Consider the following 20,872-nt stretch of genomic DNA (forward strand, 5'->3'; position numbering starts at 1 on the left):
GCCTTCGTCCGGCACGCCGAGGGCACGCACCGAACACCGCGGGCACCGCACAGGACTTTCAAAACACCCCCTAGGCTTCCCGCTCTCGCCGGACGGCACGGACGCGCAGGACCTGCGGAACAGTTCGGCGGGCGCCTGGCACTTCAAGGCCAAGGCCGTGGCCGACGACGGCGACTACCACCACCTGTCGCCGGGCGCACCGCTCAGCGTCGAGCGGCACGCCAAGCTGGAGAACACCCAGGCCACGCCCGAGCCGGTCGCCAATGGCGACAAGCTCACCGTCACGGGCTGGCTCCGGCGGGCCAACTGGGACACCAACGTCTGGGACGACTACGCGGGCAAGCTCGTGGCCCTCCAGTTCCGCAAGTCCGGCACCGACACCTTCAAGACCGTCAAGACGGTCACCACCGACAGCGCCGGCGAGCTGCGCACCACGGTCACCGCGAACACCACCGGCACCTGGCGCCGGCGATTCACCGGCAACACCATCGCCACGGGTGCGACTGCGCAGGGCGACCGGGTCGTGGTGAGCTAGCCGCCGGAGGCGTCCCCAGCACAGGTGAACCGGGAGTCCGCCCTGTCCGCGAGCGCACCGTGCGGATAGGGCCTGCGGCCGCGGGCATGCGGCCATGAGCCCGACCAGGGCATCGGGCCGCCCGGCCCCGGCTACGGCTGGTCAGCGGCGAGGGGGGCTCTTCGCGGTCTTCCGGGCTGGGGACTTCTGCGCAGACGTGCCCGGCAGCGCATGGGCCTCCGGTTCGCCGCACGCGGCTCGGGCGCGGCTCACGGACTCTCGCAGCGCTGCCATGCGTCATGCCCGTTGACCAGACAGGCGAGCATCGGCGCCGTGCCTTCTACGCGTACCGTCCGGCACGCATGCGGTGGCTCAGTCGGCCCACCGGCTGGTCGCTCAGCGCCGCTTGCCGGTCCCGGGGGAGGTGACGCCATGGCTGGCGCGGAGCATGGCCGCGTACAGGGCGGCGTCCTCCGGCGGGTCCGGTAGCGGGCCGCGAGCAGGGGCCTGGAAGGACTGGATCACCCACGCCACGAAGCGGCGCCAGGCGTCCGGGGCGGCGTCGCCGGTGGCGCTGAGGACGCCGGCGTTGGCCATCAGCAGCAGGACGAGATCGCGGCTGGTGAAGTCCTCGCGCAGCTGTCCGCTGTCCTTGGCGCGGCCGATGAGTTCGAGGAAGCCGTTGTACGCCCGGGCGCGGAGTGCTTCCAGGGCCTCGGCGCCGGGGAAGCTCATGGTCAGGATGTCGGCGAAGCCGCGGTCGGCGGCTTGCATCGCGCAGACCGCCTGGATGTAGCCGGTGAAGCCGCTCCACGGGTCCGGGTCGGTCAGGGCCTCGTCGGTGGCCCGCGCGTAGGCCTCCATACGGTCCGCGAAGACCGCGGCGACCAGCTCCTCCTTACTGGGGAAGTGGCGGAAGAGGGTGGCGATCCCCACTCCCGCTTCCCGTGCGACCGAGGCCATCGACGCATTCAACCCGTCACGCGCGAATACGGCCCGTGCGGCGGCGATGATCCGAGCCCGGTTGCGCTCCGCGTCGCTGCGCAGCGGCGGGGCAGCGGAGTCGGCCGTACTGCCGGTGCCGTCGGCATGCGGGTTTTGGGGGTTCATGCCAACCAGACTAGCAAACCGGAAAGCCTTATCCGATTCCCGTGCTATGCTCGACGAGTGAACCGGATAGGGCTTTCCGGATCAGAAACCGGATAGCCCTATCCATCTCTACTCCCGCGGAAGGCTCCCTCATGCCCACCATCGCCATCGTCGGCGCAGGCCCTCAGCTGGGCCTCGCCATCGCGCGCACGTTCGGCACCCATGGCTACGACGTCGCAGTGATCGCCCGTAACCCCGCCAAGCTCGAAGACCTGGCCGGCAAACTGGCCGCCGACGGCATCACCGCCGCCCCCTTCCCCGCTGACGTTCTTGACCGCGAAGCGCTCACCCGAGCGCTGCAGGACGCCGCCGCGCATTTCGGAGGCATCGACGTCTTGGAGTACTCCCCGGTCGGGGGGTTCGACTCGACCGTCCTGACCACCCCGAGCGCGACCGAACCCTCGCATGTGCAGCACGAGATGGAGTTCCAGCTCTACGGGGCGATTGCCGCCACACAGGCGGTGCTGCCCGCGATGCGCGAGGTCGGCGCCGGCACCCTGTTGTTCACCACCGGCGCCGGATCCATCGACCCCGTGCCGCAGGTCGGCAACGTCAACGCCGCTGCGGCGGCGCTGCGCAACTGGGCCGTCAACCTGCACAAGGAGCTGGCCGGTACCGGCATCCAGGCAGCCCACGTCGGTATCGACGTGTCGATCGGCATGTCGGTCGTCCCCGGCTTCCCCACAGCCAAGCCCGAGCAGATCGCCCCGGTCTACTGGGAGCTGCACACCACCCACCGCGACGAGGCCGAACGCGTCTTCAGCCTCTGACAACGCGCCGACGCCCAGCCACTTCACCTCGAAACCCTGATCGTGCCGTGGCGTGCTCCGCCGCGGCACGCTTCGTCGTAGGGCTGGGCACCCTTCGCCGGCAAGCGTCGTACCCCTACAACGCGCGGCCGGGGAGGCCATGATTGGCGATTGGCCGAAGGCGAGTCGCTGTCACGCCGCCTGGGGGCAGCCAACTGCGGCTGGATGCAGAGCAGTTGTCTTGGTCCGGTCGCGCGTGTGGGGACCTTCTTGGGCCGGATGCCCGGGTCTTCACGGTGATGAGTGCAAGTACTGTCGCGACCATGCTTGGACACGACGCCTCCAGCGCCACCCGCGAGGCCTACGACGCTGTTGCCCCCACCTACGCTCAGCTGTTCCGCGGCGAGCTGCGGGACAGGCCCCTGGACCGTGCGATGTTGGGTGCCTTCGCCGAGGTCGTCCGTGCGAGTGGCGGCGGGCGGGTCGCGGACCTGGGATGCGGGCCGGGCCATGTCACCGCTTACCTGGATGGGCTGGGGCTGGCGGCGTACGGCGTCGATGCCTCGTCTGCGATGATCGAGCTGGCTCGGGAGGCCTACCCGGACCTGCGGTTCGACGTGGGCTCGATGGCCGCGTTGGACATCGCTGACGGCGTGCTGTGCGGCGTACTCTCGCGGTGGTCCATCATCCATACGCCACCGCAGGAACTCCCCGTCATCCTTGGGGAGTTCCATCGCGTGCTCGCACCCGGCGGCCACCTCCTGCTCGGCTTTTCCGCCAGCGATGGGCCGTCTCACCCGACACAGGTCTTCGACCACACCGTCGCGCCGGCCTACCGGTGGTCACCGGATCATCTCGCCGCGATGCTGCGTACGACCGGATTGGCCGAGGTGGCCCGGATGGTTCGCGAACCTGAGCCCACCGACCGGCGGCAGTTCCAGGAGGTTCAACTGCTCGCCCGCAAAGGCCCGGCAGAGGCGGTCTGAAAGGGGGATGCCGGCAGGCTGCGGGCGTCGACCCGTGACCCTGGCTCACCGCCGTCCGAGTTCCGCCTCGGCCTGATGAGGGGGACGAGGAACCCCTTCCGCTCCGTGGCCGCTGCGCCGCCGCGAGGCCTGACCGGCTCGGCCCCAGAGCACGGCCGCCGCTCATGAACGAGCCCGGCGCGGCCGTCCGGCGGCCTGCCGCAGGTCGGCGACGATCGGCGCAGAGGGGGAGTGGCGGGCACTGCCGACCTCCTCGGTTTCCCGGGCATGGCGCACACCACCCGAGCGCTTCGGTACAGCGGCGTCTGGGGGGCAGGTGGTTCAGCTCGGCGGTGGTGATGTGGTGCCACTCCAGTTGGTCTTTCGACTCGGTTGCGAAGCGGGACAGACCCCAGGTTCACCGGCCGAGCTCTATCACCAATTATGGCTGGCCCAGGTGTCCCCACAGAATTCTCTCGGGCAAAGGGCGCCAGGGTGGTGGGGTGTCGGTACATACGCCGGACATCCGCACTTCAAGCACGAAGTTACACCGTCATCGTTGTGGCCATCATCGATGCCCACTGCCTTCAGCCTCGCACGGGCCTTCTGTTGGGCCATCCGGAGTTGCTCCTCGGCCTCGTCGAGGGCGGCAGCGTTCTCCTCGTACGCGTCCTTTTGGGCGTCTGTTGGATCATTCCCAATTGCCATTACTCTGTTCTTTGCCCAGGTGCCGATTCGATATCCATCCTCGGCTAATGGGCACGTTGAATTGAGAGGTGCCCCCAGTTCTTCACTCTGAAGGGCTCCCGGAATCAGAGATGGCAGAGCGGTCCCGCGCCGTGTGCGAAGGGGTGCGGGACCGTCGAACTCTGCGGTCCTCGTGTCCGGCGCACTGCGCGGTACCACCCAGTGCCCCCTGCGCTCGACCGGACCGCTGTGGACCTGTTCGATCCGGACCAGGTCCTTGACCTCCGCACCGGATGCCGGCGGCAGGTCGGCGGTGAGCGCGGTCAGTTCGCTCAACGTTCGTGCCGTCAGGGCAGCTTCCAGGCGCCCCTCCTGCTGTCGTAACTCGTAGGCAGAACCAGTGGTTTCCTGGTAGGTGTGGGTGCCGGCCGGTTGTCCGAGGAGCGCCGATTCGTGAGTTCGTCCCTGTTTCTGGCAAAGGTGACGCCGGAGAACGTCGATGCGGTGTGCCGCGTGCGGGTGCGGTCCGATCAGGAGCGGTTCGTCGATCCGGTCGTGACGTCGCTTGCTGAGGCGTATGCGTATGGGGAGGTTGCCTGGCCGCGGGTGATCTGTGACGGCGGGCAGGTGGTCGGGTTCGTGATGGCCGGCTTCGACCCGGCGCACGAGGTGGAGCCGTACCGGTGCTATCTGTGGCGGCTCAACATTGCCGCGGAGCGGCAGCAGCAGGGATACGGGAGTTTCGCGGTGGCGGCGGTGTGTGCCGAGGCCCGGCGTCGTGGCCAGCGCCGGCTGTGGGTGTCCTGGCAGCCGGGCGACGGCGGGCCGGAACCGTTCTATGCGCGGCTCGGTTTCCGGGTCACCGGTGAGGTCGTTGAGGGCGAGATCGTCGCCGAGCGGGAGCTGTAGCCCCGCTGCCGGGGACATCGGGGCCGGCGGCGTCCAGGGCGGTCACCCGCCCAGGGACGTCGGGAGCGGGCCGGCGGCCTGAGTTCCGGGGTGGGCCCGGCTGGGCGCGACAGACCTCCTCGCGGGACTTTCAATGGAGGAGTGAGCTGGTTCGCAGGGGTTGCCGCGGCCGGGCTGTCGGCGCAGCTGGGCGTCACCGCGCCGGGGCCTTCCCCGCCCCGCCCCAACCGCCGCCGCAACTCGACGACGCGGATGTTCAGCGGGCCGTCGACCGGCTGGACGGAGTGGTGGAGTCGGCCATGAAGCGCACCGGTGCGCCGGGCGTGGCCGTGGCCGTAGTCCACGACGGCAAGGTGCTGTACCTGAAGGGGTACGGCGTTCGGAAGGCGGGGGAGAAGGGCGCCGTCGACGCCGACACCGTCTTCCAGCTCGCCTCGCTCTCGAAGCCGATCGCCTCGACCGTCGTCTCCGGAGCCGTGGGCGTCGAAGGCTGGGCCAAGCCCGTCGCCCCCGAACGTGCCCGACTTCCGCCTCAAGGACCCGTGGGTCACCTCCCATGTGACGGTCGCCGACCTCTTCTCGCACCGCAGCGGCCTGCCCGATCACGCCGGGGACCTCCTCGAAGACCTCGGCTACGACCGCCCGTACATCTTGTCCCACCTGCGCTACGAGCCTCTCGCGCCGTTCCGTGCCAGCTACGCCTACACCAACTTCGGTCTGACGGCCGCCGCCCAGGCCGTTGCCGACGCCAAGGGCATGCCCTGGGAGAAGCTCGCCGCTGACACCCTCTACAAGCCCGCCGGCATGGACTCCACCAGCTCACGTTTCGAGGACTACGCGCAGGCCGCCAACCGACCTATGCGGTCACAACACTAGTTGAGGTAGTCGGCGACCAAGGCGGCGAATTCGTCCGGGGTGGCCAGGCGGATACCGAGATCATCGGCCTTGGCCCGCTTGGACCCCGCCCCGTCTCCGGCGACGACAAGGGTGGTCCTCTTGGAGACGCTGGAGGAGGAGCGGCCGCCGGCTTGTTCGATGAGCTCGTTCATCTGGTTGCGGCTGAGCTTCTCCAGGGGGCCGGTCATCGCACCGGTGACGACCACGGTCATCCCGGCCAGCGGTCCGCCCGCACGCTCGGTGTTCTCGTCGTGGTCACTCGCGCCGCCGTCGTACGGGGTGGGTGGGGTGGCACCGGGTTCGGTCATGTTCACCCCGGCGGCTGCGAGTTTGTCGATGAGCGGGGCGAGTTCGGCGAGTTCGGCGACGATCGAGGGGGCCTTCTCGGTGCCGATTCCCTCGACCTGCTGCATCGCCTCGGCGTCTGCGGCGCGGATGTTGTCCATGGTGGCGAAGTACCGGGCAATACGGCGGGACATGGAGCGGCCGGTGCCGCGGACCCCGAGCGCGCACAGCACCCGCGACAGCGGCTGGTTCTTGGCTGCGGCGATGGCGGTGAGGAGGTTGTCGGTGCTGGTTGCGCCCATCCGCTCCAGACCCAGGAGCTGCTCGCGGGTGAGGGTGAACAGGTCGGCGAGATCGGCGACGAGGCCGGCGTCGACGAGCTGGACGACGCGGATGTGGCCGAGTCCTTCGATGTCGAGCTGGTCGCGGCCGGCCGCGTCGCGCGGCGCGATAAGCCACCACCGAGGCGACCAGCGTGCCCGTGCAAGCGACCACGCCGTTATCAGGCGCGGTGCACGACCAGGCTCTCCACCCCGAACGACAACGCGTCCACGGTGTCGTCGGGCCGCGGGTGATAACGGCCCGCGCAGACAGACAGGTTGACAATCAGGGAGGCGTGCCAGCCCGACCCGACGCCGCGTCCGTCGGCGAAGACCTCTCTGCCGTTCAGCAGCCAGATCACACTCCTTGCGCCGAACGTCACGCTCAGACTGATCATGCCTCCGGGGTAGACCGCGCTGTCGCGGATGTAACTCCCGCTCCGGCGTACGTGGTTGGTGAGCTCCAACAGGTCCGGATTGTCAGGGTGGTACTCGAAGACATCGACCTCGTTGCCGCCGTCCCGCCAGGTCCAGATCGCCGGCCAGGCACCCAGCCCGACCGGCAACCGCACTCTGGTTTCCAGCCGGTCGCCGGTTCGGACCATGAAAGCCTCGGCACTCTCCTCGGTCGTGAGCAAGCCGGCATCCCACAGCCCGTCGGGTCGGCGGGTGGCGCGGAAGGTGCCGTTACGGAAGTAGGCGGGATCCTGGGTGAGATGGTCGAGTTTGTCGTCGCCCGGGTTGGTGGGGCCCCCGTCCGGATAGGCCCAGGAACGCCCGGCGACCCACTGGCGATCCGAAGCGAAATCTGCGACGAAGACGACATCACTCACGCCCGAGCTCCCTCTTGTCGTTTCCACCACCTTGTCGCCCTTCCCGGAGGTCCTGTTGTCACGCCATCGCGTACGCACCCACGTCCACGTCCGGGCCATAGTCGTGGCCGCTCTGCTGGCGCCGCTCGCCGCTTGTTCGTCGAGCGGCTCCCCAAGCGCCGCCCCGGACACCAAGGAGGGTGCCGACGACCGCCCGGTCACGGTCACCGTCACGCCCACGGGAGAACAGGTCCCGGCGGGCGAGCCCGTGCGGGTCACGGCCGCAGGCGGGACGCTCACTTCGGTGACCGTCACCGACGGCGAGGGCCACCGGCTCGCCGGCAAGGTCGCCGCGGACGGCCGGTCGTGGGTCTCCGACCGCAAGGCCGTGCCCGGCGCGTCGTACGCGGTGACGGCGCAGGCCCTGACCGCCGGCGGAACCGCCAAGACCACCAAGGCCACCTTCACCACGGCTCCGGCCGACAAGGTCAACAAGGTCAACAAGGTCGACTGGTCACCGGGCGCCGACACCACCGTCGCGTCGCTCAGCTGATCTCCCTGGTCTTCGACCATCCGGTCAAGAACAAGGCCGAGGTCGAGAAGCAGCTCAGGATCACCACCTCCAACGGCACCGAGGGCTCCTGCGGCTGGATACGCGCCTGGTCGGGCCGCGACCGGGTGGACTGGCGGCCCAGGAAGGACTGGAAGCCCGGAACCAAGGTCACGCTGAACGCCGAGCTGAACGGCACCGACTCGGGCGCGGGGGGGGGCGGCTGGTTCGTACGCGACTACACGACCACCTTCACCATCGGCGCCCAGCAGATCGTCAAGGTCGATCTCGACAGCCATCAACTCACCCTCGTACGCGACGGCGAGACGGTCCGGCGCATACCGGTCTCCGGCGGCACGCCCGGCGGTGACAAGCGCTCCTGGCGCGGAACCGCCGTGCTCATGGCCAAGGAGGGCACGATCAACATGAACTCCGAGACGGTGGGCCTGGGGAACGCCTACGACAAGATGGTCGACTACTCGATGCGGCTGACCTGGTGGGGCATGTACGCGCACGCCGCCCCGTGGAACGCCCGGTGGTTCGGCAACTCCAACCAGAGCTCCGGCTGCATAGGCATGAGCGACGCGAACGCGGCCTGGTTCTACCGGCAGGTCCGGCCGGACGACCCGTTCGAGATCACCGGCAAGGACACCAAGGGCGTGGTCGAGGCCGGGAACGGCTTCGGCGCGTGGAATCTCTCGTGGAGCCAGTGGCAGCAGAAGAGCGCGGTGCGTGGATAGCCACGTGAGTTGTCCGGGATCTCTCCCGGAATTGTCCGTGATCTGCAACGGACGAATCCTCCGGCCGCCGTTTGTCGTCCTGCCAGGTGATCGCGAGGCGGCTCGGGATCGGTGGGGAACTACGGGAAAGCGGGGCGGACATGGCGCGGCACGGTGCTGGGCGGGGCTGGTACGGCAAGCTGGTCGGGGCGGCGCTCGGGGTGACTGTACTCGCCGCCGGGGCCTCGGTGTGGGCCACTCAGGCCGGTGCCGCGGGCGGTTCGTCGCCGAAGCCGCGCGCGTCGGCCACGCCGGGCGGTGACGTCAAGCCCGTCGCGAAGACCATCGCGCACGCCTCGGACGCGGGCCCGAGCGGCGTCAACATCAGCATCGACGACGGACCCGATCCCGTATGGACCCCTCAAGTCCTGGACGTGTTGCGGGAGTACGGGGTGAAGGCCACGTTCTGTGTGGTCGGCACGCAGGCGCAGGCCCACCCGGATCTCGTGAAGGAGGTGGTTGCCGCCGGGCACCGGCTGTGCAACCACTCCGTGTCGCACGACACCACGATGGACCGGCAGCCCAAGGCGTACCAGTCGGAGCAGATACTGGACGCCGAGCGCATGATCACCGAGGCGTCCGGGGGTCTACGGCCGCTGTACTACCGGGCGCCGGGCGGGGCCTTCACCCCCTACAGCCGCACCCTCGCCGCCTCCCGGGGCATGCGCCCGCTGGGTTGGAACGTGGACACCAAGGACTTCGAGCAGCCGGGCGCGGACGCCATCGTCGCCACCGTCGAGCGGGAGCTGCCCAACGGGCCGACGCTCCTCCTCCACGACGCGGGAGGCGACCGCTCCCAGACGGTCGAGGCCCTGCGCCGGATCCTGCCCCGGCTCAAGGACCAGGGCTACTCCTTCGGCTTCCCGGTGCGCTGAGCTCGGGCCGAGCTGTTTCAGGACGGCAGTGGTCTCCGCTCGATGGCCACCATGGCGGCGTCATCCCCGAGATGGCCGCCGACGTGGCGCAACAGGTCCTTGCTCAGGTGGGTCAGGAGCGCGTCGGGGCCCTTGTTGGGTCTGTCGGTCACCCGTTCCGTGAGGGGGTAGAACATGCCGTCCCGGTCGCGGGCCTCGATCACACCGTCTGTGTAGAGAAGGACGATGTCGTACGGCTCGAAGGCGAAGACTTCCGTGGCCAGGTCGGCTGCGGCGAACTCGGTGAGACCGAGGGGCGGTGCCGGCTGCCGGGCTTCGAGCAGGCTCACTTGGCCGTGGCGCAGCAGCAGAGGAGGCGGGTGGCCGCAGTTGATCATGTGAAGGACCTGCTCGTCGTCCGGGATGTCGAGCATGGCGGCGGTGATGAAGGCCTCGCCGCGATCCTCGGCGGCGGCTTCCAGAGCCGCCGGATCGTCCAGGTCCGAGGAGACGGTGCCCTCCAGGAAGGTGACCAGTGCGGTCAGGTCGGCGCGCCGGTGGGCTGCCCCTCGGAAGGCGCCCAGGAGGAGAGCGGCATCTCCGACCGCCTCCAGGCCCTTGCCGCGGACGTCGCCGATGACGAACCGGGTTCCTTTTTCCGTGCGGGCAGCGGCGTACAGGTCGCCGCCGATCTGGGCTTCGGATTCGGCGGCCAGATAGACGGAGGCGATGCGCAAGGGGCCGACCCGGTGGGGGAGAGGCTTGAGCACCACCTCTTGGGCTGCTGTCGCCACGGACCGTAGCTGGATCAGCTCCCTTTCATGGCGCTCGCGCCTGGCGGCAAGCGAGGTCACGAGCACGGACATCAGAATCAGAGTGATCAGCTGGAAGCTGTGGTTCAGATCAGTGAGGCTGGTGCGCACCACCGCCACGACGGCCTGGGCCAGGACGGCGAGCGCGCCGATACACGCGGTCGCCCGGGGGCCGGCGAAGGAGGCGGTGACAGCCGGTGCGGCGACCAGGAACGGTCCGAGGTGGACGCTGGGCGGGGCCAAGATGTCGATCACAGTGACCAGCACGATCAGCACGACCGGTACCACCAGCAGCGCGTGACGTGGCCCCCGTGACAGACGTTGATCTTTGTGGCCTCTCGGAACCATATGTTCTGGATACACCTCAATGAGCCCCGGCGCTCGCGACGGCTGAAGCGGTCCAAGGGGCTGGGAGTGCCCCGGCCGCCTCGACCTTGCCCGGCCGTGGCCGCAGAGGTGCAGGAGCCCGTCTCGTTGCCGAACCTGCTGCGGTCGGCGGCTGGTCGATCGGCGCGTGAGGCGCCGGCGGGTGCCGATATTCAACCGTCTGGTCGACAATGCGATGGGCTCGGCCATAGGTTTATTCAACCGATTGGTTGAAGATGTGAGGTGCGAGATGGCCGGCGACCCGCTGTCCCGGGTGTTCTCCGCTCTGGCCGACCCGACCCGGCGCGACATCGTGGCCAGGCTGGCCGCCGGGGATGCCACGGTCAATGAACTGGCCGAGCCGTACGATGTGACCGTGCAGGCCGTGTCCAAGCACATCAGGGTCCTGGAAGACGCCGGTCTGGTCAGTCGCGGCAGGGATGCCCAACGGCGGCCCTGCCGCCTTGAGGCAGACGTCTTCGACCTGATGACGAAGTGGATCGAACGTTACCGGCGCGAGGCGGAGGACCGTTTCCGCCGGCTCGACGCTGTTCTGGAGCAGATGGAGGAGCAGCCGGAGACGGGCACCTCGGCGAAGGAGGCGGCATCATGAGCACCGCGAAGGCCAGTCGTCGGCACGAGACGCAGATCGTGGCCGACCCGGCGCTGCCCACCATCCTCATCATCCGGGAGTTCGATGCTCCGCCGGAGCGCGTGTTCCGGGCGTACACCGATTCCGACCTGGTCGTCCAGTGGCTCGGCCCGCGTCGGCTCACCATGCGGATCGAGGAGTGGGACGCGCGCAGCGGTGGGTCGTACCGCTATGTGCATCGCGAGGACGACGGGACGGAGTACGGCTTCCGCGGCGTATTCCACGAGGTACGCCTCAACGAGCGCATCGTGCAGACGTTCGCATTCGACGGCTTCCCACCGGACAGATCAACCTCTATGGGGCTTCCATCGGTGGATCCGTCAGGATGGAGGACTGCCAGTTGGCCGGCCCCGGCGCCGGCCCGGGTGCGTACGCGCTGCTCATGTGCGCTGCGGAGGTGGGCGGTGACATCTGGTCCGGGCAGGGCCTTGTCGTACATGGCCCCGCCACTCTCAACGACACCACGGTGCGAGGCAGTGTGTTCCTCAAAGGAGCCCGCTTCGACGTCTCCTCCACCATGCCGAGCACCGAACCTGCGCTGAGCGCCTCACGACTGCGCGTGGGCGGCGACCTCAACTGCCGGAATGGATTCGTCGCTCACGGCCTGATCGACTTGCGTGACTCGCGGTTTGGCGGCTCCGCTCTGTTCGAAGGCGCCGAACTCACCGCCCTCCACGGCCAACCCGCTCTGAACGGCAACGGAGTTGAGACCGGCGGTGCGCTCCATATGTGCGGCGGTTTCACCGCCCACGGCAGGGTCTCCCTGATCAACGTCATGGTCCGCAGCCGTGTCTGCCTCGATGACGCTGCCCTCGACGCTCCCGCCGGCGAGTCCGCCCTGAGCTTTCTCGGATCAACCACGGCCACCGTGGCGCTTCGCCTGCGCAAGGCGCCGGCGGGCGTGATCGATCTGCGCCACAGTGAAATCGGGTTGCTGGAGGACGACCCTGAGGCCTGGCCCACCGGAATGGTCCTCGACGGCGCCGTCTACGACAGTCCGCACCCCGCGCTCCCGGCTCGGGAACGCTTGCCTCGCTGGGGAAGTGAGCCATGCACGTGATGGTGTCCGGGATCCGGACGTCGCCTGCGATGCGCCTGGCTTCGGCAGCCGTGACCCACTGCGCGGGGTAGCCGAGGCACTGCAGCCGTTCCACGTTGCCGGCGAGCCATTGCTCGCTTTCGGAGTCCGCTCACTGCATCGCTCCGCTGGGGAAGTAGGACGGCGCGCCGGGCAGTGTTCGGCGCGCCTGGCGTGCTCCTCCATCCCCGCGAGGTTGAGCCTGTGGTAGTCCGGGTCCAGCTTCCTGCTGGAGTTGGTCCAGGCGAAGGTGGTTGCGCTGGTACCGGTGCCGGCTCCCCACTGATCCACCAGGAGAACTTCCTCGCGGACCACGGCAAGCTGCCTCGCGACGCTGCCCCCAGCACACCGGCACCGATAATGAGGACCTTCATCGTCTGCGCATCCTTTCAGCGAGGGCACGCTGCTCACATCGCGGGGACGGGAGCCCCGTCTCGGCTGAACCGCCGTTGCCGTAGCGGCCAGCATGGAGTCGAACGCAGCAGCTGGACAAGCACGCCTTGGCGGAGAGGTTGCATCAGATCGCCGACTGTCCGTGGGCTGCACCAGGTGAGCCGTGTCTCACTGTGGCAGCGACTCTTGGGTATGCAACGAGTTGCATAGGAAGATCGTGCGTATGGCGCTCGAGCACGCGATCCTCGTTTCCCTGCTGGAGAAGCCGGGCTCCGGCTATGAGCTGGCCCGGCGGTTCGAGCGGTCCATCGGGTACTTCTGGACCGCTACCCACCAGCAGATCTACCGCGTGCTCAAGCGCATGGAGAGCGACGGCTGGGTCGATGTCCGGGACGTTGCGCAGTACGGGCGTCCGGACAAGAAGGAGTACTCCGTCGCCGGGCCCGGACGGGCCGCGCTCTCCGCGTGGCTCAACGAACCGACCGAACCCGAGAGCGTACGCCACGACCTGGCGGTGAAAGTCCGGGGCGCCGCCTTCGACGATCCGGCCGCCCTGATCAGTGAGGTCGAGCGGCACCGGCAGGCGCACACGGACCGCCTCGCCCACTATCTCGCGGGCGAGGCCCGCGACTTCGGGGAGCCCCCGGCGGACGGTCCGCTCGACGCCGAACGGGAGCTCCAGCACGTCGTGCTGCGCGGCGGCATCGCGTACGAGCGGATGATGATCGCCTGGCTCGACGACGTCCTCGCCACACTCGCCCGCTTCGACACCGGTCGCTGACCGGCCGAGCAGGCACCCTCCGGGACCGTACCCGGAACACCCTCACCCCTCCCAGCCGAAAGGCGGCACCCATGGCCGACCCCCTCCTCTTCAACCCGCGCACCTACGACCCCGCGCACTTCGACCCGGAGACCCGCAGGTTGCTGCGCGCCACCGTCGACTGGTTCGAGGAGCGGGGCAAGCGGCGGCTGATCGAGGACTACCGGACCCGCGCCTGGCTCGGCGACTTCCTCGCCTTCGCCGCCAAGGAGGGGCTCTTCGCGACCTTCCTCACCCCCGCCTCCGGCGCAGCAGAGGGCGAGGGCGACAAGCGCTGGGACACCGCCCGCATCGCCGCCCTCAACGAGATCCTCGGCTTCTACGGCCTCGACTACTGGTACGCCTGGCAGGTCACCATCCTCGGCCTCGGCCCCGTCTGGCAGAGCGACAACCCCGCCGCCCGCGCCCGCGCCGCGGAACTGCTCGCCCAGGGTGAGGTGTTCGCGTTCGGCCTGTCCGAGAAGGCCCACGGCGCCGACATCTACTCCACCGACATGCTGCTCACGCCCGACGGCGAGGGCGGTTTCCGGGCCACCGGTTCCAAGTACTACATCGGCAACGGCAACGCCGCCGGCCTCGTCTCCGTCTTCGGCCGCCGCACCGATGTCGAGGGCCCCGGCGGCTACGTCTTCTTCGCCGCCGACAGCCGCCACCCGGCGTACCACCTGGTCAAGAACGTCGTCGACTCCTCCAAGTACGTCAGCGAGTTCCGCCTGGAGGACTACCCCGTAGCCCCGGAAGACGTCCTGCACACCGGCCGCGCCGCGTTCGACGCCGCCCTGAACACCGTCAACGTCGGCAAGTTCAACCTGTGCACCGCCTCGATCGGCATCTGCGAGCACGCGATGTACGAGGCCGTCACCCACGCGCACAACCGCATCCTCTACGGCCGTCCCGTCACCGCCTTCCCGCACGTGCGGCGCGAGTTGACCGACGCGTACGTCCGGCTCGTCGGGATGAAGCTGTTCAGCGACCGCGCCGTCGACTACTTCCGCACCGCGGGCCCCGACGACCGCCGTTACCTCCTCTTCAACCCGATGACGAAGATGAAGGTGACCACCGAGGGCGAGAAGGTCATCGACCTGATGTGGGACGTCATCGCCGCCAAGGGCTTCGAGAAGGACAACTACTTCGCCCAGGCCGCCGTCGAGATCCGCGGCCTGCCGAAGCTGGAGGGCACCGTCCACGTCAACCTGGCGCTGATCCTCAAGTTCATGCGCAATCACCTGCTCGACCCGGCCGCGTACGAGCCCGTCCCGACCCGTCTCGACGCCGCCGACGACGACTTCCTCTTCCGGCAGGGGCCGGCCCGCGGTCTCGGCGCGGTGCGCTTCCACGACTGGCGGCCGGCCTTCGACGCCTACGCCCACCTGCCCAACATCTCCCGGTTTCGCGAACAGGCCGACGCGCTCTGCGAGTTCGTACGCACGGCCGCTCCTGACGAGGAGCAGAGCCGGGACCTCGACCTGCTCCTCGCCGTCGGGCAGCTCTTCGCGCTCGTCGTCCACGGGCAGCTGGTCCTGGAGCAGGCAACCCTGACAAGCCTCGACGAGGATGTGCTCGACGAGCTGTTCGCCGTCCTCGTGCGGGACTTCTCCGCGCACGCCGTCGAACTGCACGGCAAGGACTCCGCGACCGAGGAGCAGCAGCTCTGGGCGCTCGGCGCGGTCCGCCGCCCGGTCGTCGACGAGGCGCGCTCGGAGCGCGTCTGGCAGCGCGTCGAGGCACTGTCGGGGGCGTACGAGATGATGCCCTGAGACCCCGACGCGGCCTTGAACCGCCTCGTGGAGTACGGCTGGCGCCGCCCTCCGCGAGGTGGTCACTCGCCCCGGCACCCTGAACGTGCGTTCCGGGCCGTCGATGGCGTCGATCGTCGCAGAGCTGCTCGCCCCGTCGGCGACGTCGGCGTGGGTCCAACTACGCGAGCGCACGAGGGCGTTCACGGGCGCTGGTACGCCACCGCACGCTCTGCCCGGTACGGCCCACGGGGTGGAACGATCCCCCTGCCGGTCCGCTTCGGCGATTCGGTTGGCGATCGTCAAGGGGGGGCTGGACATGTCTGTGGTGATGTCGATGCACTGGGCAGGAGTGACGCCGTGTAGGGATACCGGGGGCGTAGTCCGTGTCCCACCAAGCCTGCACCGGTTCCTTCTTGTCCCGCTCCGGCAGGGGTGCGTAGGGAGCGGGACCCGGCGTATGACCCTCCGGAGGGTAGGCGCCGTCGAGGTCGCACCCCGTCACTTTCCCAGCCCAACTCGATTGCACTCGACACCGCGACCTTCGACGCTGAAGGCGCTCTGACAGCGAAGACGTCACAGGACGCCGTACGTCAGAAGCGTGGCGGTCGATGTCGAAGCCACGCTGCGCTGCACCCGCGCGCGCGTGAGCCAGGCGTCTGTCGATGGCGGTGGTGAGGCGCACGGTGATGCGCGAGCGGTGTTCGCACAAGCGGCGGACAGGCCGTCAGGGATTGTTCTCCGGCGTCGGGCCCGGCTGTCGGCGCGCGTGGCTGTCAGGACGACAGCCCGTCGGCATCAGCGGTGAGGACGCACCCGCGGATCGAGGTGTCGCCGTCAGCCGCCATGCTCGTCCATGACAGGAAGACCTTCTGCGGAGTGTCGCTGCCGAATACAGCGGCGGCGCTCAGGTTGAAACGGTTCTTCGCGGCGCCGGAGCTGGCCTGAACCTTGGGCCCGATTTCGAGCTCGGAGTCCGAGCACAGCTGTGCCATCACGGTCGGCACGGTGTCGAACGTGTCCGCGCTCTTCTCCACCCAGGCGAGGACGAAGCGCCCGCCCGGCAGCGCCGTTAGGGCGGGCGCGGTCCGGTGGAAGTGCTTTGGTGAGCCCGCGAAGGCGCTGGTGATGGCGCCGCCGCCGTTGACCGGGTCCAAGACGCTGGCCACGGCAGTGGTTTGGAGCACGCCGAGGTCGCTTTGCACCGTGGCGTCGATGTGCGCAGCGACGAAGCGTCCGTTGTCGAGGGCCGTCAGCACGCTTCGGCCCAGGCGTCCGAATCCTGTGATGTTGGGGCGGATCTCGTCCGTGCGGGGCGTGCCGTCGAAGCCGAAGACGCGGTATCGGAGCCCGCCGCCGCCCACCGGATCGCCGTTGGTCCAGGCGATGACGAAGTCTCCGTTGCTGAGCAGTGTCGCGGTCGCGTCTGTGTGGAAGGCCGAGCTGGTGTTGACAGCGATCTCGGCGCCCTGCCTCTGTCCGTCGGGGCCGAACCGCTGGGCGCGGATGCGCTTCTGCTCGCCGCTGCCCGTCCAGGTGACAAGGCAGCCGCCGTCGATCATCCGGGTCACGGTCGGTGGGAACGCGGGCTCGATGGAGTCGGTGCTGACCTGGACCGGAGGGCCGGCGGGTTGCTGCCCACCGGTGAGGCGTCGCAGCATCACGCGCGGAGTCGGCGGGGGCAGGTTGAACGGCTGCTCGATCCAGGCCGCGAAGGTGGCCGAGCCGATGGAGTCCGCGAAGGGCCACTGCCGGTTGGTGTTGTTGCCTGACGGTGTGTCACTGACGACGAACTCCGGCCCGACCGTTGTCCCGGTGGTGTTGACATGTCGGCCCTTGATACCGGCGTCCCCGCCGTCCGCCCAGACCGCCGTGAACAGCGCGCTGCTGAGCAGCGCGTCGGCGCAGGCCTGTGACTGACCTCCAGCGGTGGACGTGTTCACGGCGAAGTCACCCATGATCGTTCTCCAATGGTGAACCGTCGAGGCGTGTTGGTGCACGCTCGGCCTACAGCCAGGACTCGACCCAGAACTCCACACTGAGCGCATGGTGGGTGACATCGGCAGGGCAGGCGCCGCCGAAGTCGCCGTCTCCGGCCCAGAACAGGTCGCCGCACTCGCCGCAGACCTTCCAGCCGGACAGGAGGGCCCGAGGCCCCAATCGGTGGGTCTTCGTCGCGTTCCACGGAGGCCGCGATCCGGTGGGGGAATGTCTGTGCGGTGCCTCTTCCAAGATAACGCCGCACGGACCGTGCAGGCATGTGGATCAAGCCATGGCCGTTACGACGGCACCCCCGGTATGGCCGCGTTTCGACGCACCAGCGCCGAACCATCGCCCCCTGGTCGCCCGCACCCGTGAGCGCCACCAGCAGATCCACACGTCGAACGCGGCTACAGTCTGCATGCTTGAACTGCTCCAGGTTGGTCTCTCGTATTCCACCGGTTGAGCACGCCTCAGATGTTCTGCTGGACCACGCGTGTGGGGCACGACCTTCGTCGACGAGGTCCCGGCTTCCTGACTGCCGGGCCCTGCACGAAGAAGCTGCCCCCGCGGTGTGTACCGCGGGGGCAGCGGATCCGTCCGTTCAGTCCAGCGGCTCGATCCAGATGTTGCGGTAGCGGACCTTGCTGCCCTGGTCCGGGAGGCGGATCGCCCCCGCCATCGCCGTCTCCGGCGCGCCGCAGCGAGAGGCTGACGGGCATCCCGGCGTTGTGAGCCCAGCCGGACTGGGCGTGCTGCTGCTCACTTCGGCGGTCCGGAGTGATGCTGAAGACGACGGACCGGCCGTCGGGAGTGACGAGGCCGGACGGGCCGGTGAAGTGCTCGCCGAAGTCGAACTCGCGGGCCTCGTCTTGGCCGGGCACGAAGCGGCACGCACGCTTGTCGAAAGTGCCGATCCAGTAGCAGGTGTGCTTGACGGCGTTGGGGTTGAACCCCTCCCACCAGGGAGACATCAGCAGGATGTGCTTGCCGCTGCGCCGGCCGCCGGGGCCGGGAAGCGGAAGGAGGACGGGCAGTTCCCACACTTCGCCGGGCTCCGGGCGGGTGGCGAGGTCGTTGAAGTGCAAGGGCCCGCCCCGCCGCGCTCGGCCCGCGGTTCCGCTTCCGCTCCCCGCTGCACTTCACCCCGGCGGCAGGCCCCACCCCCGGCCCGTCCTCGGGACCCCGGCTTCCGCAGCCAGTTGCGATCTGCTGCCGCGTCACGCCGGTTGCGGAGCGAAGGGATACAACTCGTCGGATCCGGCATGTACGACGCCGTAACTGCTCTCGGGCACCTCGTTCCAGGCGCCCGGCAGGTCGCCGAGGGGTTCGGACACGATCAGGCGGGTCTCGTCGGACACTTCCTGCAGGAACGCCATGTCGGGGTGCAGCTTGCGTAGCGCGTCCACGCGGGTGCTGTAGAACAACGACCGGGAAGCGCCCTGGGTCGAATAGCGGAAGGCCCACAGGCCGCTGCCGTTGGTCACGGCGATCGTCATCTGGAGGGGGAACTCCACACCGTGGTCCCAGCCGCTGCGCTCCACCACACCCACCATCCGGGCGACGGCGCCCGGCGGATCGTCGTCCAGGCCGAAGGTGATCGCCAGGTAGAACATCAACTCCGAGTCCGTCGTTCCTTCGATGTCGGAGTACAGCCCAGGGGCGACGAGCAGGGACAGCTCGCGGCGCATGAGAGGGAAACCCGCAATGGCACCGTTGTGCATCCACATCCAACGGCCGTGCCGGAACGGGTGGCAATTCGTCTGCTGCACCGCCGTTCCGGTCGACGCCCGTATGTGGGCGAAGAACAACGGGGAGCGGACATGATCCGCGAGCTCCCTCAGGTTGCGGTTGTTCCAGGCGGGGCCGATGTCCCTGAGCAAGGCTGGGGTGTCGATGCTTTCCTGCGTGTACCACCCGACGCCGAAACCGTCGCCGTTCGTGGTCTCGACACCCAGTCTGGAGTGGAGGCTCTGATCGATCAGTGAGTGGGCGGGCTTGTAGAGGACGGTGTCGAGAAGCACGGGTGTTCCCGAGTAGGCGAGCCATCGGCACATGAGCGATCACCTGTGTTCCTGCCTGCGCCTGCGGGAATACCTTGATATCCCGCTCGCGACTGCCGGCTCCTTCGAAGAGCTCGCCGGTCATCTGGCGCTGCGCCCCGCTGTGCTGTCGGCTCGGCTTCGGGGGCGTGGATGGGCTGTTGCTTTCCCCGCCCTGAAGCGACGCCGTATCCGCTGACCGGGTGGCTTATCCGGTTGGTCTCATTTTCGCCTCCCATGCCGAGCATCGCCATGCGGGCGTGATCTGTGCCGTTGTATCGACCCGGCCACCGAGACCGGCGGCACTGGCTCCTCGGCTTCCAGCTCCGATGCGGCCAGGGTCGCGACCCGCCGGTCCAGGAACATCTTGGTATCGCGCAACTCGTCCAGAACCTGGGCACCTACCTGCGAGGCCTTCGACCTGAGGCGTCGGCTGATGGGGGCCTGCGTCTGTGTGACTTCTGCGGTTACCCGGTCTTGGTCGAATCGGTTGACGAGTACGACTGCCCAGGGTGTGGCGAGCGTGACGGGGATCAGCCTGACGCTGCGGGCCGGGGTTCGTAGAAGGCCCCATTGCGGAACCACGAAAAGGGTAACGGGGCTTGCTGGGGGGGAGGAGCGACGTCACAGCGGCGGACTGCGCGACCTCTGCCGACAGTGGGAGTTGCAGTTGCAGGGGTGGGCTGGTGTCGGCGGTGCCAGTGGGACCAGCTCAGTGCCTGATGAGCGGTGCGGTGATGGCAGCACGTCCTTGGAATGCGTCCACGGGCCAGGGCTCCGACCGGAGTTGTGGGTCTCGGTGGGCTGCCATGGACAAGCGGCTGAGTGGGGGAGCGGTGAGCGGAGTGAGCACTCACTCATTGACGGAGTGAGTGCTCACTCCGTACGCTTGCGGCCATGACAGCACCTAAGGAGAACCAGACCACCCGCCGCCGCGCCCCCGCCATGTCGCCGGAGCAGCGTCGCGAAATGATCATCCAGACCGCGATCCCGCTGATCGCCGAGTACGGCGCCGCGGTGACGACCGCGAAGATCGCCCGCGCCGCGGGCATCGGCGAGGGCACGATCTTCCGCGTCTTCGCCGACAAGGACGAGCTGCTGCAGGCCTGCATGGCTGAGGCGCTCTCCCCCGAGCACGCGGTGCGCGAGCTTGACTCGATCGACGTATCCCAGCCGCTGCCCGACCGGCTCGCGGAGGCGGCCGAGGCGCTGCAGGCTCACCTGTCCAGGATGGGCGCGATCCTCGGCTCGCTGGGGCATAGCGGTGGCAAGCACCCCGGCAGGGTGCGCGGCGCGGGCCGTGCCGAGTCGACGACCCGTATCCGCGCGGCGCTTGCGGAGCTGCTGGAGCCCGACAAGGCCACCCTGCGCCGGCCGCCGGAGCAGATCGCGGCCCTCTTCTTCGGGTTGCTCTTCACCCAGCCGCGTACGGAGGACGAGCCCGACCTGACCCCGCAGGAGCTGGTGGAGGTCTTCCTGCACGGGGCGCTCTCGGGAGGCGCCAAGTGAGCGCGCGGACAAGG

At 68.8% G+C, this 20,872-nt stretch carries 17 protein-coding genes and 6 pseudogenes; 15 read left to right on the forward strand and 8 right to left on the reverse strand.

The features are described 5' to 3' along the window. A pseudogene (locus tag RMT89_RS34950) lies at positions 1 to 535 on the forward strand (hypothetical protein); the annotation flags it as partial. 375 nt (positions 536 to 910) lie between these two features. On the opposite strand, the gene RMT89_RS34955 reads toward RMT89_RS34950, so the two are convergent. Then, the gene (locus tag RMT89_RS34955; RefSeq protein WP_315887776.1) at positions 911 to 1,624 is read right to left on the reverse strand and encodes a TetR/AcrR family transcriptional regulator; all 714 of its coding nucleotides are present in this window, start codon (positions 1,622 to 1,624) and stop codon (positions 911 to 913) included. A 131-nt stretch (positions 1,625 to 1,755) separates the two neighbouring features. On the opposite strand from RMT89_RS34955, the gene RMT89_RS34960 reads away from it, so the two are divergent. From RMT89_RS34960 to RMT89_RS46140, 5 genes and pseudogenes are all read left to right on the forward strand, one after another. Next, positions 1,756 to 2,433 (forward strand): SDR family NAD(P)-dependent oxidoreductase, encoded by a 678-nt coding sequence (locus RMT89_RS34960; RefSeq protein WP_315887777.1) that lies wholly within the window; start codon positions 1,756 to 1,758, stop codon positions 2,431 to 2,433. A gap of 302 nt (positions 2,434 to 2,735) precedes the next feature. Next, a complete protein-coding gene (locus RMT89_RS34965; protein WP_315887778.1) occupies positions 2,736 to 3,398 on the forward strand; it encodes a class I SAM-dependent methyltransferase in 663 nt (220 codons plus the stop codon). A 1,119-nt stretch (positions 3,399 to 4,517) separates the two neighbouring features. Next, positions 4,518 to 4,973: a GNAT family N-acetyltransferase gene (locus RMT89_RS34970; protein WP_315887779.1), complete on the forward strand. Its 456-nt coding sequence runs from the start codon at positions 4,518 to 4,520 to the stop codon at positions 4,971 to 4,973. Positions 4,974 to 5,272: 299 nt separating this feature from the next. Then, positions 5,273 to 5,392: pseudogene (locus RMT89_RS46135) on the forward strand (serine hydrolase); the annotation flags it as partial. A gap of 97 nt (positions 5,393 to 5,489) precedes the next feature. After that, on the forward strand, positions 5,490 to 5,849 hold the full coding sequence (locus RMT89_RS46140; RefSeq protein ID WP_399498558.1) for a serine hydrolase: 360 nt from the start codon (positions 5,490 to 5,492) through the stop codon (positions 5,847 to 5,849). On the opposite strand, the pseudogene RMT89_RS34980 reads toward RMT89_RS46140, so the two are convergent. Together RMT89_RS34980 and RMT89_RS34985 are read right to left on the reverse strand one after the other, a co-directional pair. Further along, positions 5,846 to 6,592, reverse strand: a pseudogene (locus RMT89_RS34980) (BRCT domain-containing protein); the annotation flags it as partial. The gene RMT89_RS46140 and the pseudogene RMT89_RS34980 overlap by 4 nt on opposite strands. Before the next feature lie 65 nt (positions 6,593 to 6,657). Beyond that, a complete protein-coding gene (locus RMT89_RS34985; RefSeq protein ID WP_315887780.1) occupies positions 6,658 to 7,308 on the reverse strand; it encodes a beta-glucanase in 651 nt (216 codons plus the stop codon). A 55-nt stretch (positions 7,309 to 7,363) separates the two neighbouring features. Between RMT89_RS34985 and RMT89_RS34990 the strand changes: the two are divergent. Next, a pseudogene (locus tag RMT89_RS34990) lies at positions 7,364 to 8,577 on the forward strand (Ig-like domain-containing protein). A 140-nt stretch (positions 8,578 to 8,717) separates the two neighbouring features. Continuing rightward, positions 8,718 to 9,491, forward strand: coding sequence for a polysaccharide deacetylase family protein (locus tag RMT89_RS34995; RefSeq protein ID WP_315887781.1), 774 nt, complete (start codon positions 8,718 to 8,720; stop codon positions 9,489 to 9,491). Positions 9,492 to 9,508: 17 nt separating this feature from the next. On the opposite strand, the gene RMT89_RS35000 is transcribed toward RMT89_RS34995, so the two are convergent. After that, the gene (locus RMT89_RS35000; protein ID WP_315887782.1) at positions 9,509 to 10,630 is read right to left on the reverse strand and encodes a PP2C family protein-serine/threonine phosphatase; all 1,122 of its coding nucleotides are present in this window, start codon (positions 10,628 to 10,630) and stop codon (positions 9,509 to 9,511) included. Between the two features lie 181 nt (positions 10,631 to 10,811). Between RMT89_RS35000 and RMT89_RS35005 the strand changes: the two genes are divergently transcribed. The 5 genes and pseudogenes from RMT89_RS35005 to RMT89_RS35025 all read left to right on the forward strand — a co-directional run bounded on the left by RMT89_RS35005 (position 10,812) and on the right by RMT89_RS35025 (position 15,348). Next, positions 10,812 to 11,261 carry a metalloregulator ArsR/SmtB family transcription factor gene (locus tag RMT89_RS35005; RefSeq protein ID WP_315887783.1) on the forward strand — a complete coding sequence of 150 codons (450 nt, stop codon included), beginning with the start codon at positions 10,812 to 10,814 and terminating at the stop codon, positions 11,259 to 11,261. Then, positions 11,258 to 11,569, forward strand: a pseudogene (locus RMT89_RS35010) (SRPBCC domain-containing protein); the annotation flags it as partial. The gene RMT89_RS35005 and the pseudogene RMT89_RS35010, both read left to right, overlap by 4 nt. Before the next feature lie 128 nt (positions 11,570 to 11,697). Beyond that, entirely contained in the window at positions 11,698 to 12,360 is a 663-nt protein-coding gene (locus RMT89_RS35015; protein WP_315887804.1) for a hypothetical protein, read from the forward strand. Between the two features lie 634 nt (positions 12,361 to 12,994). Further along, positions 12,995 to 13,552 carry a PadR family transcriptional regulator gene (locus tag RMT89_RS35020; RefSeq protein ID WP_315887784.1) on the forward strand — a complete coding sequence of 186 codons (558 nt, stop codon included), beginning with the start codon at positions 12,995 to 12,997 and terminating at the stop codon, positions 13,550 to 13,552. 71 nt (positions 13,553 to 13,623) lie between these two features. Beyond that, positions 13,624 to 15,348, forward strand: a complete 1,725-nt coding sequence (locus RMT89_RS35025) for an acyl-CoA dehydrogenase family protein (RefSeq protein ID WP_315887785.1) — start codon at positions 13,624 to 13,626, stop codon at positions 15,346 to 15,348. Between the two features lie 755 nt (positions 15,349 to 16,103). On the opposite strand, the gene RMT89_RS35030 is transcribed toward RMT89_RS35025, so the two are convergent. The 4 genes and pseudogenes from RMT89_RS35030 to RMT89_RS35045 all read right to left on the reverse strand — a co-directional run bounded on the left by RMT89_RS35030 (position 16,104) and on the right by RMT89_RS35045 (position 19,364). After that, positions 16,104 to 17,285: a hypothetical protein gene (locus RMT89_RS35030; RefSeq protein WP_315887786.1), complete on the reverse strand. Its 1,182-nt coding sequence runs from the start codon at positions 17,283 to 17,285 to the stop codon at positions 16,104 to 16,106. 49 nt (positions 17,286 to 17,334) lie between these two features. Beyond that, positions 17,335 to 17,487, reverse strand: coding sequence for a hypothetical protein (locus RMT89_RS35035; protein WP_315887787.1), 153 nt, complete (start codon positions 17,485 to 17,487; stop codon positions 17,335 to 17,337). Positions 17,488 to 18,062: 575 nt separating this feature from the next. Next, a pseudogene (locus RMT89_RS46145) lies at positions 18,063 to 18,353 on the reverse strand (hypothetical protein); the annotation flags it as partial. Between the two features lie 174 nt (positions 18,354 to 18,527). Then, on the reverse strand, positions 18,528 to 19,364 hold the full coding sequence (locus RMT89_RS35045) for a class II glutamine amidotransferase (protein ID WP_315887789.1): 837 nt from the start codon (positions 19,362 to 19,364) through the stop codon (positions 18,528 to 18,530). Between RMT89_RS35045 and RMT89_RS35050 the strand changes: the two genes are divergently transcribed. Further along, complete coding sequence (locus RMT89_RS35050; protein ID WP_315887790.1) at positions 19,363 to 19,548, forward strand: hypothetical protein; 186 nt, start codon at positions 19,363 to 19,365, stop codon at positions 19,546 to 19,548. The two genes, RMT89_RS35045 and RMT89_RS35050, sit on opposite strands and share 2 nt — an antisense overlap. 698 nt (positions 19,549 to 20,246) lie before the next feature. Then, complete coding sequence (locus RMT89_RS35055) at positions 20,247 to 20,858, forward strand: TetR/AcrR family transcriptional regulator (protein WP_315887791.1); 612 nt, start codon at positions 20,247 to 20,249, stop codon at positions 20,856 to 20,858. The last annotated feature ends 14 nt before the right edge of the window (positions 20,859 to 20,872 follow it).

The sequence above is a fragment of the Streptomyces sp. P17 genome (assembly GCF_032436805.1).
In the GTDB taxonomy this organism is placed as follows: domain Bacteria; phylum Actinomycetota; class Actinomycetes; order Streptomycetales; family Streptomycetaceae; genus Streptomyces.

Excerpts from the sequence above, each read along its gene's own strand:
- RMT89_RS34955 (WP_315887776.1), bottom strand. The coding sequence starts at position 1,624 with ATGAACCCCCAAAACCCGCATGCCGACGGCACCGGCAGTACGGCCGAC.
- RMT89_RS34960 (WP_315887777.1), top strand. The coding sequence starts at position 1,756 with ATGCCCACCATCGCCATCGTCGGCGCAGGCCCTCAGCTGGGCCTCGCC.
- RMT89_RS34965 (WP_315887778.1), top strand. The coding sequence starts at position 2,736 with ATGCTTGGACACGACGCCTCCAGCGCCACCCGCGAGGCCTACGACGCT.
- RMT89_RS34995 (WP_315887781.1), top strand. The coding sequence starts at position 8,718 with ATGGCGCGGCACGGTGCTGGGCGGGGCTGGTACGGCAAGCTGGTCGGG.
- RMT89_RS35000 (WP_315887782.1), bottom strand. The coding sequence starts at position 10,630 with ATGGTTCCGAGAGGCCACAAAGATCAACGTCTGTCACGGGGGCCACGT.
- RMT89_RS35020 (WP_315887784.1), top strand. The coding sequence starts at position 12,995 with ATGGCGCTCGAGCACGCGATCCTCGTTTCCCTGCTGGAGAAGCCGGGC.
- RMT89_RS35025 (WP_315887785.1), top strand. The coding sequence starts at position 13,624 with ATGGCCGACCCCCTCCTCTTCAACCCGCGCACCTACGACCCCGCGCAC.
- RMT89_RS35030 (WP_315887786.1), bottom strand. The coding sequence starts at position 17,285 with ATGGGTGACTTCGCCGTGAACACGTCCACCGCTGGAGGTCAGTCACAG.
- RMT89_RS35050 (WP_315887790.1), top strand. The coding sequence starts at position 19,363 with ATGAGCGATCACCTGTGTTCCTGCCTGCGCCTGCGGGAATACCTTGAT.
- RMT89_RS35045 (WP_315887789.1), bottom strand. The coding sequence starts at position 19,364 with ATGTGCCGATGGCTCGCCTACTCGGGAACACCCGTGCTTCTCGACACC.
- RMT89_RS35055 (WP_315887791.1), top strand. The coding sequence starts at position 20,247 with ATGACAGCACCTAAGGAGAACCAGACCACCCGCCGCCGCGCCCCCGCC.